Origin of the sequence: Pseudomonas sp. NPDC090592 (assembly GCF_044769185.1) — a bacterium.
In the GTDB taxonomy this organism is placed as follows: Bacteria; Pseudomonadota; Gammaproteobacteria; order Pseudomonadales; family Pseudomonadaceae; genus Aquipseudomonas.
Map to the genome: position 1 here is coordinate 1 of NZ_JBIVXJ010000046.1, position 14460 is coordinate 14460.

At 63.7% G+C, this 14460-nt stretch carries 16 protein-coding genes and 1 tRNA gene; 10 read left to right on the forward strand and 7 right to left on the reverse strand.

The features are described 5' to 3' along the window. Positions 1-131: 131 nt before the first annotated feature. Positions 132-350 (reverse strand): DUF1127 domain-containing protein, encoded by a 219-nt coding sequence (locus ACIQUI_RS26965; protein ID WP_403203869.1) that lies wholly within the window; start codon positions 348-350, stop codon positions 132-134. A gap of 97 nt (positions 351-447) precedes the next feature. Here ACIQUI_RS26965 and ACIQUI_RS26970 point away from each other — a divergent pair, with 97 nt between their 5' ends. Beyond that, positions 448-1299 carry a LysR substrate-binding domain-containing protein gene (locus ACIQUI_RS26970; protein ID WP_403203871.1) on the forward strand — a complete coding sequence of 284 codons (852 nt, stop codon included), beginning with the start codon at positions 448-450 and terminating at the stop codon, positions 1297-1299. Between the two features lie 126 nt (positions 1300-1425). Here the strand turns inward: ACIQUI_RS26970 and ACIQUI_RS26975 are convergent, their stop codons facing one another. After that, positions 1426-2175 (reverse strand): sulfite exporter TauE/SafE family protein, encoded by a 750-nt coding sequence (locus ACIQUI_RS26975; RefSeq protein WP_403203932.1) that lies wholly within the window; start codon positions 2173-2175, stop codon positions 1426-1428. 113 nt (positions 2176-2288) lie between these two features. Between ACIQUI_RS26975 and ACIQUI_RS26980 the strand changes: the two genes are divergently transcribed. The 3 genes from ACIQUI_RS26980 to ACIQUI_RS26990 all read left to right on the forward strand — a co-directional run bounded on the left by ACIQUI_RS26980 (position 2289) and on the right by ACIQUI_RS26990 (position 4323). Further along, complete coding sequence (locus tag ACIQUI_RS26980; protein WP_403203873.1) at positions 2289-3242, forward strand: LysR family transcriptional regulator; 954 nt, start codon at positions 2289-2291, stop codon at positions 3240-3242. Between the two features lie 57 nt (positions 3243-3299). Beyond that, entirely contained in the window at positions 3300-3755 is a 456-nt protein-coding gene (locus ACIQUI_RS26985; protein WP_391126695.1) for a transcriptional regulator, SarA/Rot family, read from the forward strand. Positions 3756-3894: 139 nt separating this feature from the next. Further along, entirely contained in the window at positions 3895-4323 is a 429-nt protein-coding gene (locus tag ACIQUI_RS26990) for an organic hydroperoxide resistance protein (protein WP_403203876.1), read from the forward strand. A 55-nt stretch (positions 4324-4378) separates the two neighbouring features. Here ACIQUI_RS26990 and efp read toward each other — a convergent pair whose 3' ends face one another. Next, complete coding sequence (efp, locus tag ACIQUI_RS26995) at positions 4379-4948, reverse strand: elongation factor P (protein WP_012271109.1); 570 nt, start codon at positions 4946-4948, stop codon at positions 4379-4381. 48 nt (positions 4949-4996) lie between these two features. Beyond that, complete coding sequence (gene earP, locus ACIQUI_RS27000; RefSeq protein ID WP_403203878.1) at positions 4997-6124, reverse strand: elongation factor P maturation arginine rhamnosyltransferase EarP; 1128 nt, start codon at positions 6122-6124, stop codon at positions 4997-4999. Positions 6125-6254: 130 nt separating this feature from the next. On the opposite strand from earP, the gene ACIQUI_RS27005 reads away from it, so the two are divergent. Both ACIQUI_RS27005 and ACIQUI_RS27010 read left to right on the forward strand, forming a co-directional pair. Then, on the forward strand, positions 6255-6653 hold the full coding sequence (locus ACIQUI_RS27005) for a hypothetical protein (RefSeq protein ID WP_403203880.1): 399 nt from the start codon (positions 6255-6257) through the stop codon (positions 6651-6653). A 2-nt stretch (positions 6654-6655) separates the two neighbouring features. Then, positions 6656-7126 (forward strand): transcription elongation factor GreAB, encoded by a 471-nt coding sequence (locus ACIQUI_RS27010; RefSeq protein ID WP_403203882.1) that lies wholly within the window; start codon positions 6656-6658, stop codon positions 7124-7126. Between the two features lie 115 nt (positions 7127-7241). On the opposite strand, the gene ACIQUI_RS27015 is transcribed toward ACIQUI_RS27010, so the two are convergent. Beyond that, positions 7242-8180: a LysR family transcriptional regulator gene (locus ACIQUI_RS27015; protein WP_403203886.1), complete on the reverse strand. Its 939-nt coding sequence runs from the start codon at positions 8178-8180 to the stop codon at positions 7242-7244. A 118-nt stretch (positions 8181-8298) separates the two neighbouring features. Here ACIQUI_RS27015 and ACIQUI_RS27020 point away from each other — a divergent pair, with 118 nt between their 5' ends. Beyond that, positions 8299-9048 carry an SDR family oxidoreductase gene (locus ACIQUI_RS27020; RefSeq protein WP_391126716.1) on the forward strand — a complete coding sequence of 250 codons (750 nt, stop codon included), beginning with the start codon at positions 8299-8301 and terminating at the stop codon, positions 9046-9048. A 122-nt stretch (positions 9049-9170) separates the two neighbouring features. On the opposite strand, the gene ACIQUI_RS27025 is transcribed toward ACIQUI_RS27020, so the two are convergent. Continuing rightward, complete coding sequence (locus ACIQUI_RS27025) at positions 9171-10055, reverse strand: LysR family transcriptional regulator (RefSeq protein ID WP_403203888.1); 885 nt, start codon at positions 10053-10055, stop codon at positions 9171-9173. 106 nt (positions 10056-10161) lie between these two features. Between ACIQUI_RS27025 and ACIQUI_RS27030 the strand changes: the two genes are divergently transcribed. From ACIQUI_RS27030 to ACIQUI_RS27040, 3 genes are all read left to right on the forward strand, one after another. Next, positions 10162-11331 (forward strand): MFS transporter, encoded by a 1170-nt coding sequence (locus ACIQUI_RS27030; protein ID WP_403203890.1) that lies wholly within the window; start codon positions 10162-10164, stop codon positions 11329-11331. Positions 11332-11447: 116 nt separating this feature from the next. After that, positions 11448-11828 carry a hypothetical protein gene (locus ACIQUI_RS27035; RefSeq protein WP_403203892.1) on the forward strand — a complete coding sequence of 127 codons (381 nt, stop codon included), beginning with the start codon at positions 11448-11450 and terminating at the stop codon, positions 11826-11828. Between the two features lie 198 nt (positions 11829-12026). After that, positions 12027-14159, forward strand: a complete 2133-nt coding sequence (locus tag ACIQUI_RS27040; protein ID WP_403203894.1) for a TonB-dependent siderophore receptor — start codon at positions 12027-12029, stop codon at positions 14157-14159. 188 nt (positions 14160-14347) lie between these two features. Here the strand turns inward: ACIQUI_RS27040 and ACIQUI_RS27045 are convergent. Then, positions 14348-14437, reverse strand: a tRNA-Ser gene (locus tag ACIQUI_RS27045). Between the last annotated feature and the right edge of the window lie 23 nt (positions 14438-14460).

The window sequence follows — 14460 nt, forward strand, 5'->3', positions numbered from 1 at the left end:
AACGCCTCTCCCACAGGCATGGCCACGTTGCAACAAATGTGGGAGCGGGCTTGCCCCGCGAAGCGCCGCGCGGGCGGCGCTCGATCTCACAGGCGGTGAAAATCCCCCGCCAGGCACCTTCAGGCCCCAACTCACTTCCTCAGCGGGTCATCCCAAAAATGCCGCTCGGCCTCTTGCTGGATATCCGCCCTGCTCAACCCCAGGTCGTGCAAGGTCGCATCACTGAGGCGGGCCAGCTCCTGGCGCTGTCGGTACAGTTGCAGCCAGCGCGCCGGGCGCTGCACGGCCGCATGCCACAGGTGGTTCAGGGAAAAGGCAGGTTGCTGGATGCTGCTGACATGACCTTTCATCGTGAAGCCCTCCGTGTTGGATGGCTTCAGTCTCGCGCCGGGCTTAAGATCAATCCAACGAATGTTTCTGATGCGATGCATCTCGGAGATTGATGCAATGTCCCAGTACCAGAGCCTCGATGCGGACGTACTGCGCACCTTCGTCGCCATCGCCGAGCAAGGCGGCTTCACCCGCGCCGGCGAAGTGGTCAACCGCACCCAGTCGGCGGTGAGCATGCAGATGAAACGCCTGGAGGAGGACATTCTGCAACGCCAGCTGTTCGAGCGTGACGGCCGCCAGGTAAGGCTCACCGCCGAGGGCCAGGTGTTGCTGGGCTATGCCCGGCGCATCCTCAAACTACATGGAGAGGTGTTCAACACCCTGCGCATGCCGCACATGGTCGGGCTGGTGCGCATCGGCACGCCGGACGACTACGCCATGCGCTTTTTGCCGACCATTCTGTCGAGCTTTGCCCAGGCCTACCCGCTGGTCCAGGTGGAGGTGCATTGTGATTCGTCCAAACAGCTGATGCTGCGCCAGGACCTGGACCTGACCATCGTCACCCGCGAGCCGGGCAACGAGATTGGCCAGCTGCTGCGCCAGGAACGCCTGGTGTGGGCCGCCGCCGAAGGCTTTTGCCCGCAAGAGCAGCGGCCAATGCCTGTGGCGTTGTTCAACACTGATTGTTTCTGCCGCGCCTGGACGTGCAATGCGCTTGAGGCGCAGGGCATCGATTACCGCATTGCGTATACCAGCCCAAGCCTGGCGGCGATCTTTGCCATTGTCACGGCGGGGTTGGCGGTGACTGCACAGTTGCAAAGCCTGATTGGCGGGAATATCCGCATATTGGGTGAACAGGATGGGCTGCCGCAGCTGCCGGTGGCCAGTGTGATGCTGGTGCGCAGTACCCAGAACCCTTCGCCGATTACTGACTGCATGGCCGACTATATCGTTGAAGGGTTCAAGTAAGCCGGGGGCGCTTCGCACCCCATCGCCGGCAAGCCAGCTCCCACAGGGTGATCACAGGCCCGAGCATTGTGGGGTACCTGTGGGAGCTGGCTTGCCGGCGATGGGCTGCAAAGCAGCCCCAAATTCTCAAAGTTCGAACCCCAGCATCACCGCACACACCACCAAAAACACGCAGAACATCGCCCGCAACACCTTCTCCGGCAACGCATGGGCCAGCTTCACTCCCCAGCTGATGCTAAGCAGCCCACCGACAGCCAACGGAATCCCCACCCCCCAGTCAACACTCTGGTGCACCCCATACGTCACCAAGGTCACCAAGGTACTCGGCGCCGCCAGCGCCAGCGACAACCCCTGCGCCACCACTTGTGTAGTGCCGAACACACTGGTCAGGATCGGTGTGGCCACCACCGCGCCGCCCACCCCGAACAAGCCGCCCATGGTGCCGGCAAAACTGCCCAGCACGCCCAGCCACGGCCAGGCATAACGCAGCTCGGCACTGGGCGGCGACACCTTCATGAACATCCGCGCCACGTTCCACACCGCCAGGGCCACCAGAAAGCCGACAAAACCCAAACGCATTGAATGCGCATCCAGCCCTACCGCCCAGATCGAACCCAACCAGGCGAACAGGAAGCTGCACGCCGACAGCGGTAGCGCATGGCGCAACTCGATACGGTTGCGCTGGTGATAACGCCACAACGCCAGCAGCACGTTCGGCACCACCATCACCAGCGCCGTGCCCTGCGCCAGTTGCTGGTCCAGACCAAACAACACGCCCAACGCCGGAATCGCAATCAGCCCGCCACCAATACCGAACAAGCCCCCCATGGTGCCCAGGGCAGCACCCAGCACGATATACAACAACCACTCGATCATCAGGGCCTCATCCGCCTGTTTGCTTAATGCGAGCATGCTAACGATTGCAGGCTGGCAGGGAAACGCACAGCAGCGCACAATGGCTATGCGTTTTTCGCAAAAGCAAGGCAACCATGAGCCCCGATACCCTTACCGACCAGCTGAGCCTGTTCCTCGATGTGCTGGAGACCGGCAGCTTTTCTGCCGCCGCCCGTCGCCACCCACTGACTCCGTCCGCCGTGGCCCGGCGCATCGACAACCTGGAAAACGCCGTCGGCAGCCGCCTGTTCACCCGCAGCACCCACGCGGTGCGCGCCACTCCAGCGGGCAATGCATTTGCCGAACGGGCCAGGCGCATCATCGAGGAACTGCGCCTGGCCCGGGCCGAGGCGGTATCGCTGAGCAACGCACCGGAAGGGCTGATTCGCATCGACGCCCCGGCCGCGTTCGGCCGTCGCCACCTGGCCCCGGCCATCGCCGACTTCCTGGTGGCCTACCCGGGGCTGGACGTACAGCTGCGCCTGATCGACAGTTTCGTCGACCTGCATGGCAGCCACCTGGGCGAAGTCGACCTGGTGCTGCGCGCCGGGCCCTTGGCCGACACCCGCCTGGTCGCCACACCGCTGGCCTACATGGTGCGCATTGCCTGTGCCAGCCCGGCCTACCTGGCCAGCCGCGGCATGCCCACTTGCCCCAGCGAACTGCCCGGGCACGACGGCCTGGACTGGGACGGCCTGGCACCGCCGTTCGCCTGGCGCTTCAACGTGGCCGGGCAAACCCGCCTGTACCGCCCCGCGCGCATGCGCATGGCCGCCAACAATGCCGAAACCCTGCTGTTCGGCGCCCTCGCCGGCTTAGGGGTTGCCCACCTGCCCACCTGGCTGATCAGCGAATACCTGTTGCGCGGCGAACTGGTACCGTTGTTTTGCGACGCCGGCCTGCCCGCAGCCGAGTCCAGCGGCATTTACGCGTTACGCCTGGAACATGAAACGAACTCTCGCAGCCGTTTGCTGCTCGAATTCCTCAAGAGCCGCTTCAGCCCGGTGCCACCCTGGGACCTGGCCTTGCGCAGTGAACTGCGCGAGTAGTGCGCGCACTAATGATCAGCGAGCCAGAATTATCCATTATTACCTTCAAGGACCTGCATGAACGCCGACACCCAAGCCTCCTGTGACGAGCTGCTGCTGGACAACCAGGTCTGTTTCGCCCTGCACTCCACCTCGTTGCTGATGACCAAGGTCTACAAGCCGCTGTTGCAAGCATTAGGCCTGACCTACCCGCAGTACCTGGCCATGCTCGTGCTGTGGGAGCGTGACGGCCTGACCGTGGGCGAAATCAGCCAGCACCTGCTCACCGACCCCGGCTCGCTGACCCCGCTGCTCAAGCGCCTGGAAAGCGAAGGCCTGTTGCAACGCAACCGCAGCCGCGAAGACGAACGCGTGGTTATGGTGCAGCTGACCGACAAAGGCCGTGCCCTGCAGCAGCAAGCCAAAGAGGTGCCACAGTGCATTCTCAAGGCCAGCGGGCGAAGCCTTGAGCAGTTGCAGCAACTGCAGGCGGAGCTGCTGAACCTGCGCGAGAACCTGCAAAAAAACCTCTGACAGCTAAGCTGTGCCATGGCCGTTCGGATGAGCGGCGAAGATTTATCTTGCGCACTAACTAATTGCGCGCTAATTTAAATCCCACACCAACCCGCGCCATCCCAAACAGGAAGCGCACAGCACATTAGCGAGGCTCCAGATGCAAAAGGTCACTCCGCTGTACATCGCAGAAGCTACCTCCACCGGTGGGCGCGACGGCAAATCCCGCTCCAGCGACGGCAAGCTGGACGTCAAGCTGAGCACCCCCAAGGAACTGGGTGGCGCTGGCGGTGACGGCACCAACCCTGAGCAGATGTTCGCCGCCGGTTACTCGGCCTGCTTCATCGGCGCACTTAAATTCGTAGCCGGGCAAGAGAAGAAAGCCCTGCCGGCAGATGCCTCGATCACCGCGAAGGTGGGCATCGGCCAGATCCCGGGCGGTTTCGGCCTGGATATCGACTTGCACATCAACCTGCCCGGCCTGGCCCAGGCCGATGCCGAAGCACTGGTGGAAAAAGCGCACAAGGTCTGCCCGTACTCCAACGCCACCCGCGGCAATGTGGATGTACGCCTGCACGTGACGGTGTAAATCACAGGCACAAAAAACCCGGCCAAGGCCGGGTTTTTGCGTTTCACAAGAAGGATTACTTCTTGGAGCGGCCTTTGAAGCTGTTGTCGCGAGTGTCGATGTCGATCCACTCGTCGATCTGGATGAAGTCGGCAACCTGGATCTCGGTACCGTTCTTCAGTTTGGCAGGCTTCATGACCTTGCCCGAGGTGTCGCCGCGAGCAGCGTTCTCGGTGTAGACAACCTGACGGCTGATGGTGGTCGGCAGTTCAACCGATACCAGGCGGCCTTCGAAGAACACGGCTTCGCAGATGTCTTCCATGCCTTCTTCGATGTACGGCAGAACGGCGTCGATGTCTTCGGCGTTCAGTTCGTACATGGTGTAGTCGGTGGTGTCCATGAAGGTGTACGAGTCACCGCTGATGAACGACAGGGTCGCTTCTTTGCGATCCAGGATCACGTCGTCCAGCTTGTCGTCCGCACCGTATACGGTTTCGGTCTTGTAGCCGGTCAGCAGGTTCTTCAGCTTGGTCTTCATGATCGCGCTGTTACGGCCCGACTTGGTGAACTCAGCTTTTTGAACCAGCCACGGATCGTTGTCGATGCGCAGGACGGTACCGGGTTTCAGTTCTTTACCAGTTTTCATTACGAAGTATCCGAATCTGGATGGATTTATAAAAATCGAGGCCGCGTATCATAGCGAATTTCGGCAAAAGTGTACTAGCGCTGTGGCAAGGTCCGGCTGAGCGGCCTGTCGCGCCGCCCAAAGCCGGGCATGCTGCTGCAGTTCCGGCCAATGCCGGCGGGCCGCCCGCCAGGCCGGCGCCATGTCGCGATTCATGTTCCAGGCCCGCCACAGCCCGAGCAGGGCGGCATCGGCGCCGTCCGACAGGCCGCGTCGATAATGTGCGAGAAACGCTTCGAGCTTTTCCCAGTGGGCGTTCTCGTCCTGCACATAGATGTGCCACAGCATCGGCTGCCCGGCCCACTGCGCACGCACGAACGAGTCTTCGCCACGCACCGCGTTGAAATCGCAACTCCACAACAACCGGTCGTAGTCGTCCTGGCTGACGAAAGGTAGTACCTGCACGGTCAGCGCCCCGCGCTTGCGCACGCTGCCCACTGGCAGCGGTGCCTCGCCAAGCCACTGGCTGAGCCCGGCAACGACGCGCCCCTGCGGCACCAGCAGGTGGCAAGGTTGCTCGCCCGTGGCCAGGGCATCAAGCCAACTACCCAGCTGCGGATTTTCGTAGGCGAACAGCGAAACCAGCAACGCCCCCGCTTCGGGGTTTACCCCAAGCTGCTGCAAGAAGGCCTGCCGGCCCCCCTGCTGGAACGCGTCACGCCGCGCCAGCAGCGAGCCTTCACGCAGCAGGCCACCAGTCTTTTCGGTAAAGCCGGGGAAGAAAAACACCTTGCGCAGGCCATCGGGCTGCGGCGAAGGCAAACCATGGCAGCCTTCTACCCAGTCCTCGGCACTGAGGTATTCGAGGTTCAGCCAGCGTGGCGGCGTGGCGCAGGCACGCATGGCTTCTACGTACGGTGCCGGCAACTGGCAGGCGAACGCGCCAATCACCACATCGGCCGGCGCTACCGGCAACCAGGCCGCCGGCCACTGGCGCACCTCCACGCCCTGCTGCCTCTGCTGCGCGAGGGTGGCATCAGCCTCTGGGCACAGCGGCGTGAATGCGTTGAGGTCATCCACCCACAGGCGCACCGCCAAGCCATGTTCGGCCACCAACTGCCGGGCCAGGCGCCAGGTCACGCCGATATCACCGTAGTTATCGACGACACTGCAGAAGATGTCCCAGGTGGCTTTCATGTGCCCCTCCTGTGCGGGTGCAAAAACCGCGAATTTTGCGCATAAATTGTCGCTGACAAAAGCACCCGCGGGGAAAAATGCCCAGGCGCATGCGACAATGCACCCTGACCGACCCTGCCAGGAGGCTGCCATGCCCCGCCACCGTGAACTGAAGATCACCCTCAAGCCGTTGCCGTTGATCCTGTGCGTTGCCTTTGGCCTGTGGCTGGGCGCGGTGGCCATTGTAGCGAGTGCCTGGCTGGCGCTGTTGTTGTGGCCGCAGCAGGTGCAGCCGCTGGCCCAGGCCCTGCCCCCCAGCGTCTATCAGCCAGCACCGGCGCAGGCAGCAGCCCCGGCCAGGGATGCCCAAGCCGAGATGTTCGACCGCTACAAGGACATCCTGCACAAGCAGGAACAGCAACAGGCCGCCGAAGCTGCCCAGGGCAACCCGCGCAACCTCAACAACCCCAAGTGCCAGTTCTGGCTGCAGCAGAACCGCACGGCGCCCACCGATAAAAGCCAGGCCAACGTGCTGGAGTTCTGTTACTGACCATGGACAAGCCCCACTTGCTGGCGCAGATCGTCGCCACCCTCGCGCATGACCTGGACGTGCTGACCCGCGCGGCGCAAACCGCCTACGAGGCCGCCACCGCCGAAGAGAACATTGCCGAGAACAAGTACGACACCCTGGGCCTGGAAGCCTCGTACCTGGCCACCGGCCAGGCCCGGCGCAGTGCAGAGATTCGCCAGGCGCTGCTGATCTACCAGCAACTGCTGCTGCGTGATTATGACCCGGCGCGTGGGGTGCAGGTGAGCAACCTGGTATGCCTGGAAGATCAGGACGGCGGCCAGCGCCTGCTGTTCCTCGGGCCGGAAGCGGCAGGGCTGAAGATTGGCGAGGGCGACGGGTTGGTGACCGTGATTACCCCGCGCTCGCCACTGGGGCAGCAACTGATGGGCAAGAAGATCGATGATGAGGTGAGCCTGGGCGCACAGGTATTGTTCATTGTTGATGTTGTCTGAACTGGCCTCTTCGCGGGCAAGCCCGCTCCCACAGGAGCAGCGCTAACCTTGTGTCTTGTGTAGTCCCTGTGGGAGCGGGCTTGCCCGCGAAGAGGCCAGTTCAGGCAATACGAATCTAAAGGGCCTGCAAGGCATCGAACCGCCCCGCCAACCCCTGCTCGGCAAACTGCTCCACCACAAAATCGATAAACGCCCGGGTCTTGCCCGGCATCAGCTTGTGCTCGGCAAAGTACAGGCTGATATGCCCATCATCCACATACCAGTCCGGCAAAACCCGCTGCAACCGCCCGCTTTGCAGGTACGGCACGGCAAACGGCAGGCTCACCAGTGCAATCCCCAAGCCTTGCCCGGCCACCACACACGCCGCATCGGAGTCGCTCATGGTCATCGCCTGGCGCAGCTGCAACGGCCGCTGCGCCTGCCAGCGGCTGGTCAAAGGCCACGAACGCACCCGCCCCGTCTGCGGTGAGCGGATCAAGATGCCGTCGTGGCGTTGCAGCACCTCTGGGTCGGCAATCGGCGCGTGCCGCTGTAGATAGCCTGGCGCCGCCACCAGTACCCGGTGCGCCGGGGTCAGCTTGCGCGCCACCACGCCAGGCGGCAGTTCAAAACCACCGCCAATCGCGGCGTCGAAGCCTTGGCCGATCAGGTCCACCTGGCGGTTGTCAAAATGCCAGTCCGGGGTAATGGCCGGGTAGCGGCGCAAGAATTCGCCCAGCAACGGCAACACGTACAACCGCCCGAACACCGTGCCCATGCTCACCCGCAACAAACCGGCCGGCTGCCCCTCGGCACTGGCCAGGTTGGCCACCGCGTACTGGATGGTGCGGAAACTGTCGCTGACTTCACCCAGAAAACGCTGCCCCGCCTCAGTCAAGGTCAGCTTGCGGGTACTACGCTGGAACAACCGCACGCCCAGGCGCGCCTCCAACTGGGCAACGTGCTTGCCTACGGCGGCCGGGGTGATGCTCAGGCGCCTGGCGGCCTCGGCAAAGCTGCCGACCTCGGCACTGCGGATGAAGCATTCCAACGCGTTGAACGATTCCATCGCCATGATCAACAACCAAAGGTTTACTCTGCAGATAGTGATTGCCATCTTATCAGCAGGTAATCAAGCGCCGATACTGCGCCCATCCAAGGCATTTCGGCCTGGCTTCCAGCAGGAGATCAGCATGTCCAAGCAACTTACACTCGAAGGCAAAGTAGCCCTGGTTCAGGGCGGTTCCCGCGGCATCGGTGCAGCCATCGTGCGGCGCCTGGCCCGCGAAGGTGCGCAGGTGGCCTTCACCTATGTCAGCTCCGCAGGCCCGGCAGAAGAACTGGCCCGGGAAATTACCGAAAACGGCGGCAAGGCCCTGGCCCTGCGGGCTGACAGTGCCGATGCAGCGGCCGTGCAACTGGCGGTGGACGACGCCGTCAAAGCCTTCGGCAGGCTGGATATCCTGGTCAACAACGCCGGGGTACTGGCGGTGGCACCGGTAACCGAGTTCGACCTGGCCGACTTCGACCGCATGCTGGCGGTGAACGTGCGCAGCGTGTTCGTTGCCAGCCAGGCCGCAGCGCGCTACATGGGCCAGGGCGGGCGCATCATCAACATTGGCAGCACCAACGCCGAGCGCATGCCGTTTGCCGGTGGCGCGCCCTATGCCATGAGCAAGTCGGCGCTGGTTGGCCTGACCCGCGGCATGGCGCGTGACCTGGGGCCGCAGGGCATCACTGTGAACAACGTGCAGCCGGGGCCGGTGGACACCGACATGAATCCGGCCAGCGGCGAGTTCGCCGAAAGCCTGATCCCGATGATGGCGATTGGGCGGTATGGCGAGGCGGATGAGATTGCCAGCTTTGTGGCTTACCTGGCGGGGCCTGAAGCCGGGTATATCACCGGGGCAAGCCTGACTGTGGATGGTGGGTTTGCTGCCTGATTGAAAGGTTGCATGTGCCGGCCTCTTCGCGGGCTTGCCCGCTCCCACAAGGACCGCATCCAGCTTGAGCGCACTGCGGTCCCTGTGGGAGCGGGCAAGCCCGCGAAGAGGCCGGTACAGGCTCAAACCTTTTCAGGTTCCAGGCTCTGCTCCATCACCTCCAGAAATGCCCGGGCAGCCGGCGTAGGGCTGGCTGACCACACGGCATACAGGTGCCGCACCGGCGCATCCACCAGCCGCGCCACCGCCACACCTCCGATGCCCTGCGCCACCCGCTCTGGCACAAGGCCCACCGCCATGCCCCGCTGCACGAACTTCTCCACCAACCGCACATGCCCGATTTCAAACTGCACCCGACGCTGCAACCCCGCCGCCTGAAACGCCTCATCCGTCTGTCGCCGGGCCCCGGTACCTTCGGGAAAGTCCACCAGCACTTCGTCCGCCAGGTCGGCCAACGCCAACTGCGTATGGCCAGCAAGCCGATGCTCAACCGGCAACAACGCCACCAGTTCCTCCCTGGCCAGCAAGCGATGCTGCACACCTTGCACTACCTCGCCCTGCCACAGGCCTATAAAGCCCACATCCAGACGCCGCTCGATCACATCGGCGATCAGCAATTCGCTCTTGGCCGTGATCCAGCGCACATCCACTTCCGGGAAACGACCGTGGAACACTGCCAGCAGGTCGACCAGGTCCAACGCCGTGAGCGAGCTGATTTCACCAATCGCCAGTCGCCCGCGCACCTGCCCGCAAGCCGCCGCCACGTCATCGGCAATGCGCCGGGCCGCTTCCACCGCCGGCCGGGCGCTGAGCACGAAAGCCTCGCCGGCAGGGGTCAGGCGAACCCGTCGCGAACTACGCTCGAACAGGCTGACGCCCAGCTGCGACTCCAGCCGCGCCACCTGATGGCTAAGCGCCGACTGCACCACATGGCAGCGCTCGGCCGCGCGGGTAAAACTACCGGTGTCTGCAACGGAAAGGGCGTATTCGAGCTGCTTCAGGTTCATGCATCTATCTGCTTTCTAGATGGACAAGTTGAAAACTATACATTGGTGTCATGCCAGACACTTCCTGATAATCCTCCCACTTACCACTGCCCGCCATGAGAACCGCATGAACGCCCCCACCCTCAGCCGCGCCCTGATCCTGCTGATGGCCACCGCCACCGGCCTGGCCGTGGCCAGCAACTACTATGCCCAACCGCTGCTGCACAGCATCGCTGAACAGTTCGACCTGAGTACCGCCAGCGCCGGCAGCATCGTCATCGCCGCACAACTCAGTTATGGCGCCGGCCTATTGCTGCTGGCGCCGCTGGGCGATCTGTTCGAGCAGCGCCGGCTGATCACCGTGATGACCGCCATTGCCACCCTGGGCCTGGTCATCAGTGCCTGCGCGCCGAGCCTGCCCTGGCTGATCCTCGGCACGGCGCTTACCGGGCTGTTCTCGGTTGTGGCGCAGATCCTCGTGCCCATGGCCGCGTCCCTCAGCGAGCCGCATTTGCGTGGCCGCGCGGTGGGTACGCTGATGAGCGGCCTGTTGCTGGGCATCCTGCTGGCACGTACTGCCGCGGGCTTCATGGCCGAGCTGGGCGGCTGGCGCGCCATTTATGTGCTGGCCGCCGTGCTGATGGCGATCACTGCCGTGGCGCTGTACCGCAGCCTGCCGCAACACCACAGCCATGCCGGGCTGAAGTACCCGGCACTGATCGGCTCGGTGTTCCGCCTGTTCCTTGAAGAACCGGTGCTGCGCCTGCGCTCGCTGCTCGGCCTGCTGGCATTCAGCCTGTTCGCCCTGTTCTGGACACCCCTGGCCTTCCTGCTGTCCAACGGCCCGTATCACTATTCAGATGCAGTCATCGGCCTGTTCGGCCTCGCCGGGGCGGCCGGCGCGCTGTCGGCCAACTGGGCCGGGCGCCTGGCCGACCGCGGCAAGGGCCCACTGGGCACCACCGTAGGCCTGGTGGTGCTGTTGCTGTCGTGGGTACCGCTTGGGTTTGCCCAGCAGTCGCTGCTTGCCCTGCTGCTGGGCGTGCTCATGCTCGACCTGGCGGTGCAGCTGGTGCACGTGAGCAACCAGAATGCAGTGATTGCCCTGCGGCCCGAGGCACGCACGCGGCTGAATGCCGGTTACATCACCTGCTACTTCATTGGCGGGGCGCTGGGCTCGTTGCTTGGCACGCAGTTGTTCCAGCACCAGGGCTGGATGGGCATCGTGGTGGCAGGGCTGGTGATTGGCGGGCTGGCGTTACTGGCCTGGGTGCTCGCCAACCGCAAGGTGGCTTGACCGGCGCCAGCGCGACATCGCACCACACTACCCTCCGTCGCATGGTCGTTGACTTGCCTGCCCGGTCAGCGCTCAGTAGGCGCTGGACAATGCCCTTTCCCTGACAGGATGACTTTATGACAAGACTCACGGTGCAATCCGGCGATTTCTTGCAAGGTGAAGGCGAGTATCGCAACGGATCGCTCACACTCAAGACCCCGCGCAGCCCCTCCCCGGGCGAGCGCATTTCGCTGGCACGTATCAGCGACCTCAGGCTGGCCAGCCTGGAATCCAGCCGCAGCCTGGGCACCGCCCTGGGCTGGGGCGTAGCGGGTGCACTGGTGGCTGGCCCGGTGGGGTTGCTGGCGGGGCTGTGGCTGGGTGGCAAGGAGGAAGAAGCCACCTTCCTCGCCACGTTCAAGGATGGGCGCAAGCTCATGGCCATTACCGACGGCAAGACCTGGTCGAAGATCGATGACAGTTGGCGGCAGCACAAGCGGCCCGCCAACCGGGACTGAATATCGCGGGGCCCGGATCGTTTTATGCTCAAGGCGGCTGTTAAAATGCCGCCTTTTTCATGGCCTGTGCCGGCCCCTTCGCGGGCTTGCCCGCTCCCACAGGAACAGCGCTGCCCTTGAGTGTGGCGCGGTCCCTGTGGGAGCGGGCAAGCCCGCGAAGAGGCCGCCACAGGTGTCGCGCCCCAGGAGCCCCACCGCATGCCTGCGCATCACCCCCGCCTGCCCCTGAGCCTGCTCAGCCTGGGCCTGGCCCTGCATTGCCCGAACCTGCTTGCCGAAGACAGTGTGCTACTGACCCCGTTGCAGGTGTCCGACACCTACACCCACGACGGCTACCAGGCCCGCCAGGCCGCAGTGGGCGGTTTCCAGCCCGCGCCCTTGCTCGACACCCCCGCCTCGGTCAGCGTGTTCAGCCAGCAACTGCTGGAAGACCGCCAGGTACGCAAGCTCAGCGAAGTGCTGCAAAGTGACGCTTCCGTCGGCGAAAGCTATGCCCCCATCGGCTACTACGAAAACTTCAATGTACGCGGCTTCGAACTGAATGCCGCCAGCAGCTACCGCATCAACGGCCAGACCATCGCCGGTGAGCAGAACGTGGCCCTGGAGAACAAGCAACAGGTGGAACTGCTCAAGGGCCTGTCCGGCTTGCAGAGCGGCGTGTCGGAGCCGGGCGGCCTGATCAACTACGTGACCAAGCGCGCCGAGGATGTGCGCAGCGTCACGGTGTCGACCAACGAACAAGGCGAACGCTACCTGGCCACCGACCTGGGCGGCTGGTTCGGCAGCGAGAAACAGTTCGGCCTGCGCGCCAACCTGGCCCATGAAGACATCCGTTCGTACGTCGACCACGCCGACGGCAAGCGCGACTTTGCCTCGCTGGCCTTCGACTGGCAGATCAGCCCGGACGCCACCCTGCAACTGGATGCCGAATACCAGCACCGCGAACAGCGTTCGGTACCGGGTTACCAGCTATTGGGCGGTACCGAAGTGCCTCACGACATCGACCCGGACGATCGCCTGGCCTACCAACACTGGGCCAAACCGGTGCAGAACGACTCGCTGAACCTGGGTGGGCGCTTTGAGTACCGCTTCAATGAGGCCTGGACCGGCACCTTGAGCGCGTCGCGCAGCAAGGTGGTGATCGACGACTACAGCGCGTTCGCCTGGGGTTCGAGCGAAGGCGCGTTCTTTGGCAGCAATGGCGACTACGACATCTACGACTTCCGCAGCCCCGACGACACCCGCCGCACCGATGAGGCACAGGCCATGCTCAACGGGCGTTTCGATGCGCTGGGCGTGGGGCATGAACTGACCGTGGGCACCAGTGCGCAGCGGCGCACGCTGGATCAGCGCCCGTACTACAACGAGTGGCTGGGTACCGGCAACATCTACACCGGCGCCCCTGCCTTCGACCCGTCCGACAAACCCGTGGGCGCCAGCGAACGCCGGCTGGACAGCCGTCAGTACGGCCTGTTCGTCAACGACCGCATCAGCTTCAACGAGCAATGGCAGACCGTGCTGGGCGCGCGCGCAGTGCGCCTGGATGAAAAGACCTGGGACGAAACCGGTGTTGCCGGGCGCCATACCCGTCAATACGAGTTGCTGCCCAATGCGGCGCTTATCTACAAGCCGCAGCCGGACACCACCGTTTACGCCAGCTACGCCAAGGGCCTGTCTGCCGGCGGCACGGCCCCCTGGTTTGCCAGCAACGCCGCCGAGATCCTTGCGCCTACCACCTCCCACCAGTTGGAGCTGGGCGTCAAGCACGACTGGCAAGGCCTGAGCCTGAGCGCTGCGCTGTTCCAGATCCGCCAGGCCTACCAATACGCCCGCCCGGACGGGGCCGGCAATTTTACCTACGTGCAGCAAGGCCAACAGAAGAACACCGGTCTTGAGTTGGGTGCCAGCGGCTGGGTGACTTCGAAGCTGCAAGTGCAAGCCAGTGCTGCGGCCATTCGGGCGCGGGTACAAAACAGCGGTACTGATGCTTATGAAGGCCACCAGGCAATCAACGTCCCCAGGTTCCGGGCGGCGCTACACGCAGAGTACACGCTTCCACTGCCGGGCTTGGCACTGCTGGGCGGTGCGCGCTACAGCGCCAGCAAGTATGCGAGCCAGGCCGGGAACGTGGAGGTTGGCGGGTATACCGTGTTCGATGTGGGGAGCCGGTACCGTACGCGCATTGGCGGGTATGACACGGTGCTGCGGCTGACCGTGGATAACGTGTTCGACAAGCGCTACTGGCGTGATGTGGGGGATTACCTGGGGGATAACTACCTGTTCCAGGGCGCACCACGTACCGCTCGGCTGTCGGCTTCGATCAGCTTCTAGGCGTATTGCGGACACCTGTGGGAGCGGGCTTGCCCGCGAAGAAAGCGACGCGGTGTATGGCACCGGCTCTGCCGGTGTTCGCGGGCAAGCCCGCTCCCACAGGGATCGCGGCAGCCTTTGGGCATTGCCCCAATGGCCCAAATGCAAAAAGCCCCCGGCTTTTCAGCGCGGGGGCTCTTCGCAGAATGTGGCGGTGAAGAAGGGATTTGAACCCTTGATACGATTTCTCGTATACACACTTTCCAGGCGTGCTCCTTCGACCACTCGGACACTTCACCGTTTCTCTTCAAGCCGTGCGGCC

What these genes read in the sequence shown, in the direction of transcription:
- ACIQUI_RS27025 (WP_403203888.1), bottom strand. Translation starts at nt 10,055, where the DNA reads ATGAACCTGAAGCAGCTCGAATACGCCCTTTCCGTTGCAGACACCGGT.
- ACIQUI_RS26970 (WP_403203871.1), top strand. Translation starts at nt 448, where the DNA reads ATGTCCCAGTACCAGAGCCTCGATGCGGACGTACTGCGCACCTTCGTC.
- ACIQUI_RS26990 (WP_403203876.1), top strand. Translation starts at nt 3,895, where the DNA reads ATGCAAAAGGTCACTCCGCTGTACATCGCAGAAGCTACCTCCACCGGT.
- ACIQUI_RS26975 (WP_403203932.1), bottom strand. Translation starts at nt 2,175, where the DNA reads ATGATCGAGTGGTTGTTGTATATCGTGCTGGGTGCTGCCCTGGGCACC.
- ACIQUI_RS27040 (WP_403203894.1), top strand. Translation starts at nt 12,027, where the DNA reads ATGCCTGCGCATCACCCCCGCCTGCCCCTGAGCCTGCTCAGCCTGGGC.
- ACIQUI_RS27020 (WP_391126716.1), top strand. Translation starts at nt 8,299, where the DNA reads ATGTCCAAGCAACTTACACTCGAAGGCAAAGTAGCCCTGGTTCAGGGC.
- ACIQUI_RS26985 (WP_391126695.1), top strand. Translation starts at nt 3,300, where the DNA reads ATGAACGCCGACACCCAAGCCTCCTGTGACGAGCTGCTGCTGGACAAC.
- earP (WP_403203878.1), bottom strand. Translation starts at nt 6,124, where the DNA reads ATGAAAGCCACCTGGGACATCTTCTGCAGTGTCGTCGATAACTACGGT.
- ACIQUI_RS27015 (WP_403203886.1), bottom strand. Translation starts at nt 8,180, where the DNA reads ATGGCGATGGAATCGTTCAACGCGTTGGAATGCTTCATCCGCAGTGCC.
- ACIQUI_RS27010 (WP_403203882.1), top strand. Translation starts at nt 6,656, where the DNA reads ATGGACAAGCCCCACTTGCTGGCGCAGATCGTCGCCACCCTCGCGCAT.
- ACIQUI_RS27030 (WP_403203890.1), top strand. Translation starts at nt 10,162, where the DNA reads ATGAACGCCCCCACCCTCAGCCGCGCCCTGATCCTGCTGATGGCCACC.
- ACIQUI_RS26980 (WP_403203873.1), top strand. Translation starts at nt 2,289, where the DNA reads ATGAGCCCCGATACCCTTACCGACCAGCTGAGCCTGTTCCTCGATGTG.
- ACIQUI_RS27035 (WP_403203892.1), top strand. Translation starts at nt 11,448, where the DNA reads ATGACAAGACTCACGGTGCAATCCGGCGATTTCTTGCAAGGTGAAGGC.
- ACIQUI_RS27005 (WP_403203880.1), top strand. Translation starts at nt 6,255, where the DNA reads ATGCCCCGCCACCGTGAACTGAAGATCACCCTCAAGCCGTTGCCGTTG.
- ACIQUI_RS26965 (WP_403203869.1), bottom strand. Translation starts at nt 350, where the DNA reads ATGAAAGGTCATGTCAGCAGCATCCAGCAACCTGCCTTTTCCCTGAAC.
- efp (WP_012271109.1), bottom strand. Translation starts at nt 4,948, where the DNA reads ATGAAAACTGGTAAAGAACTGAAACCCGGTACCGTCCTGCGCATCGAC.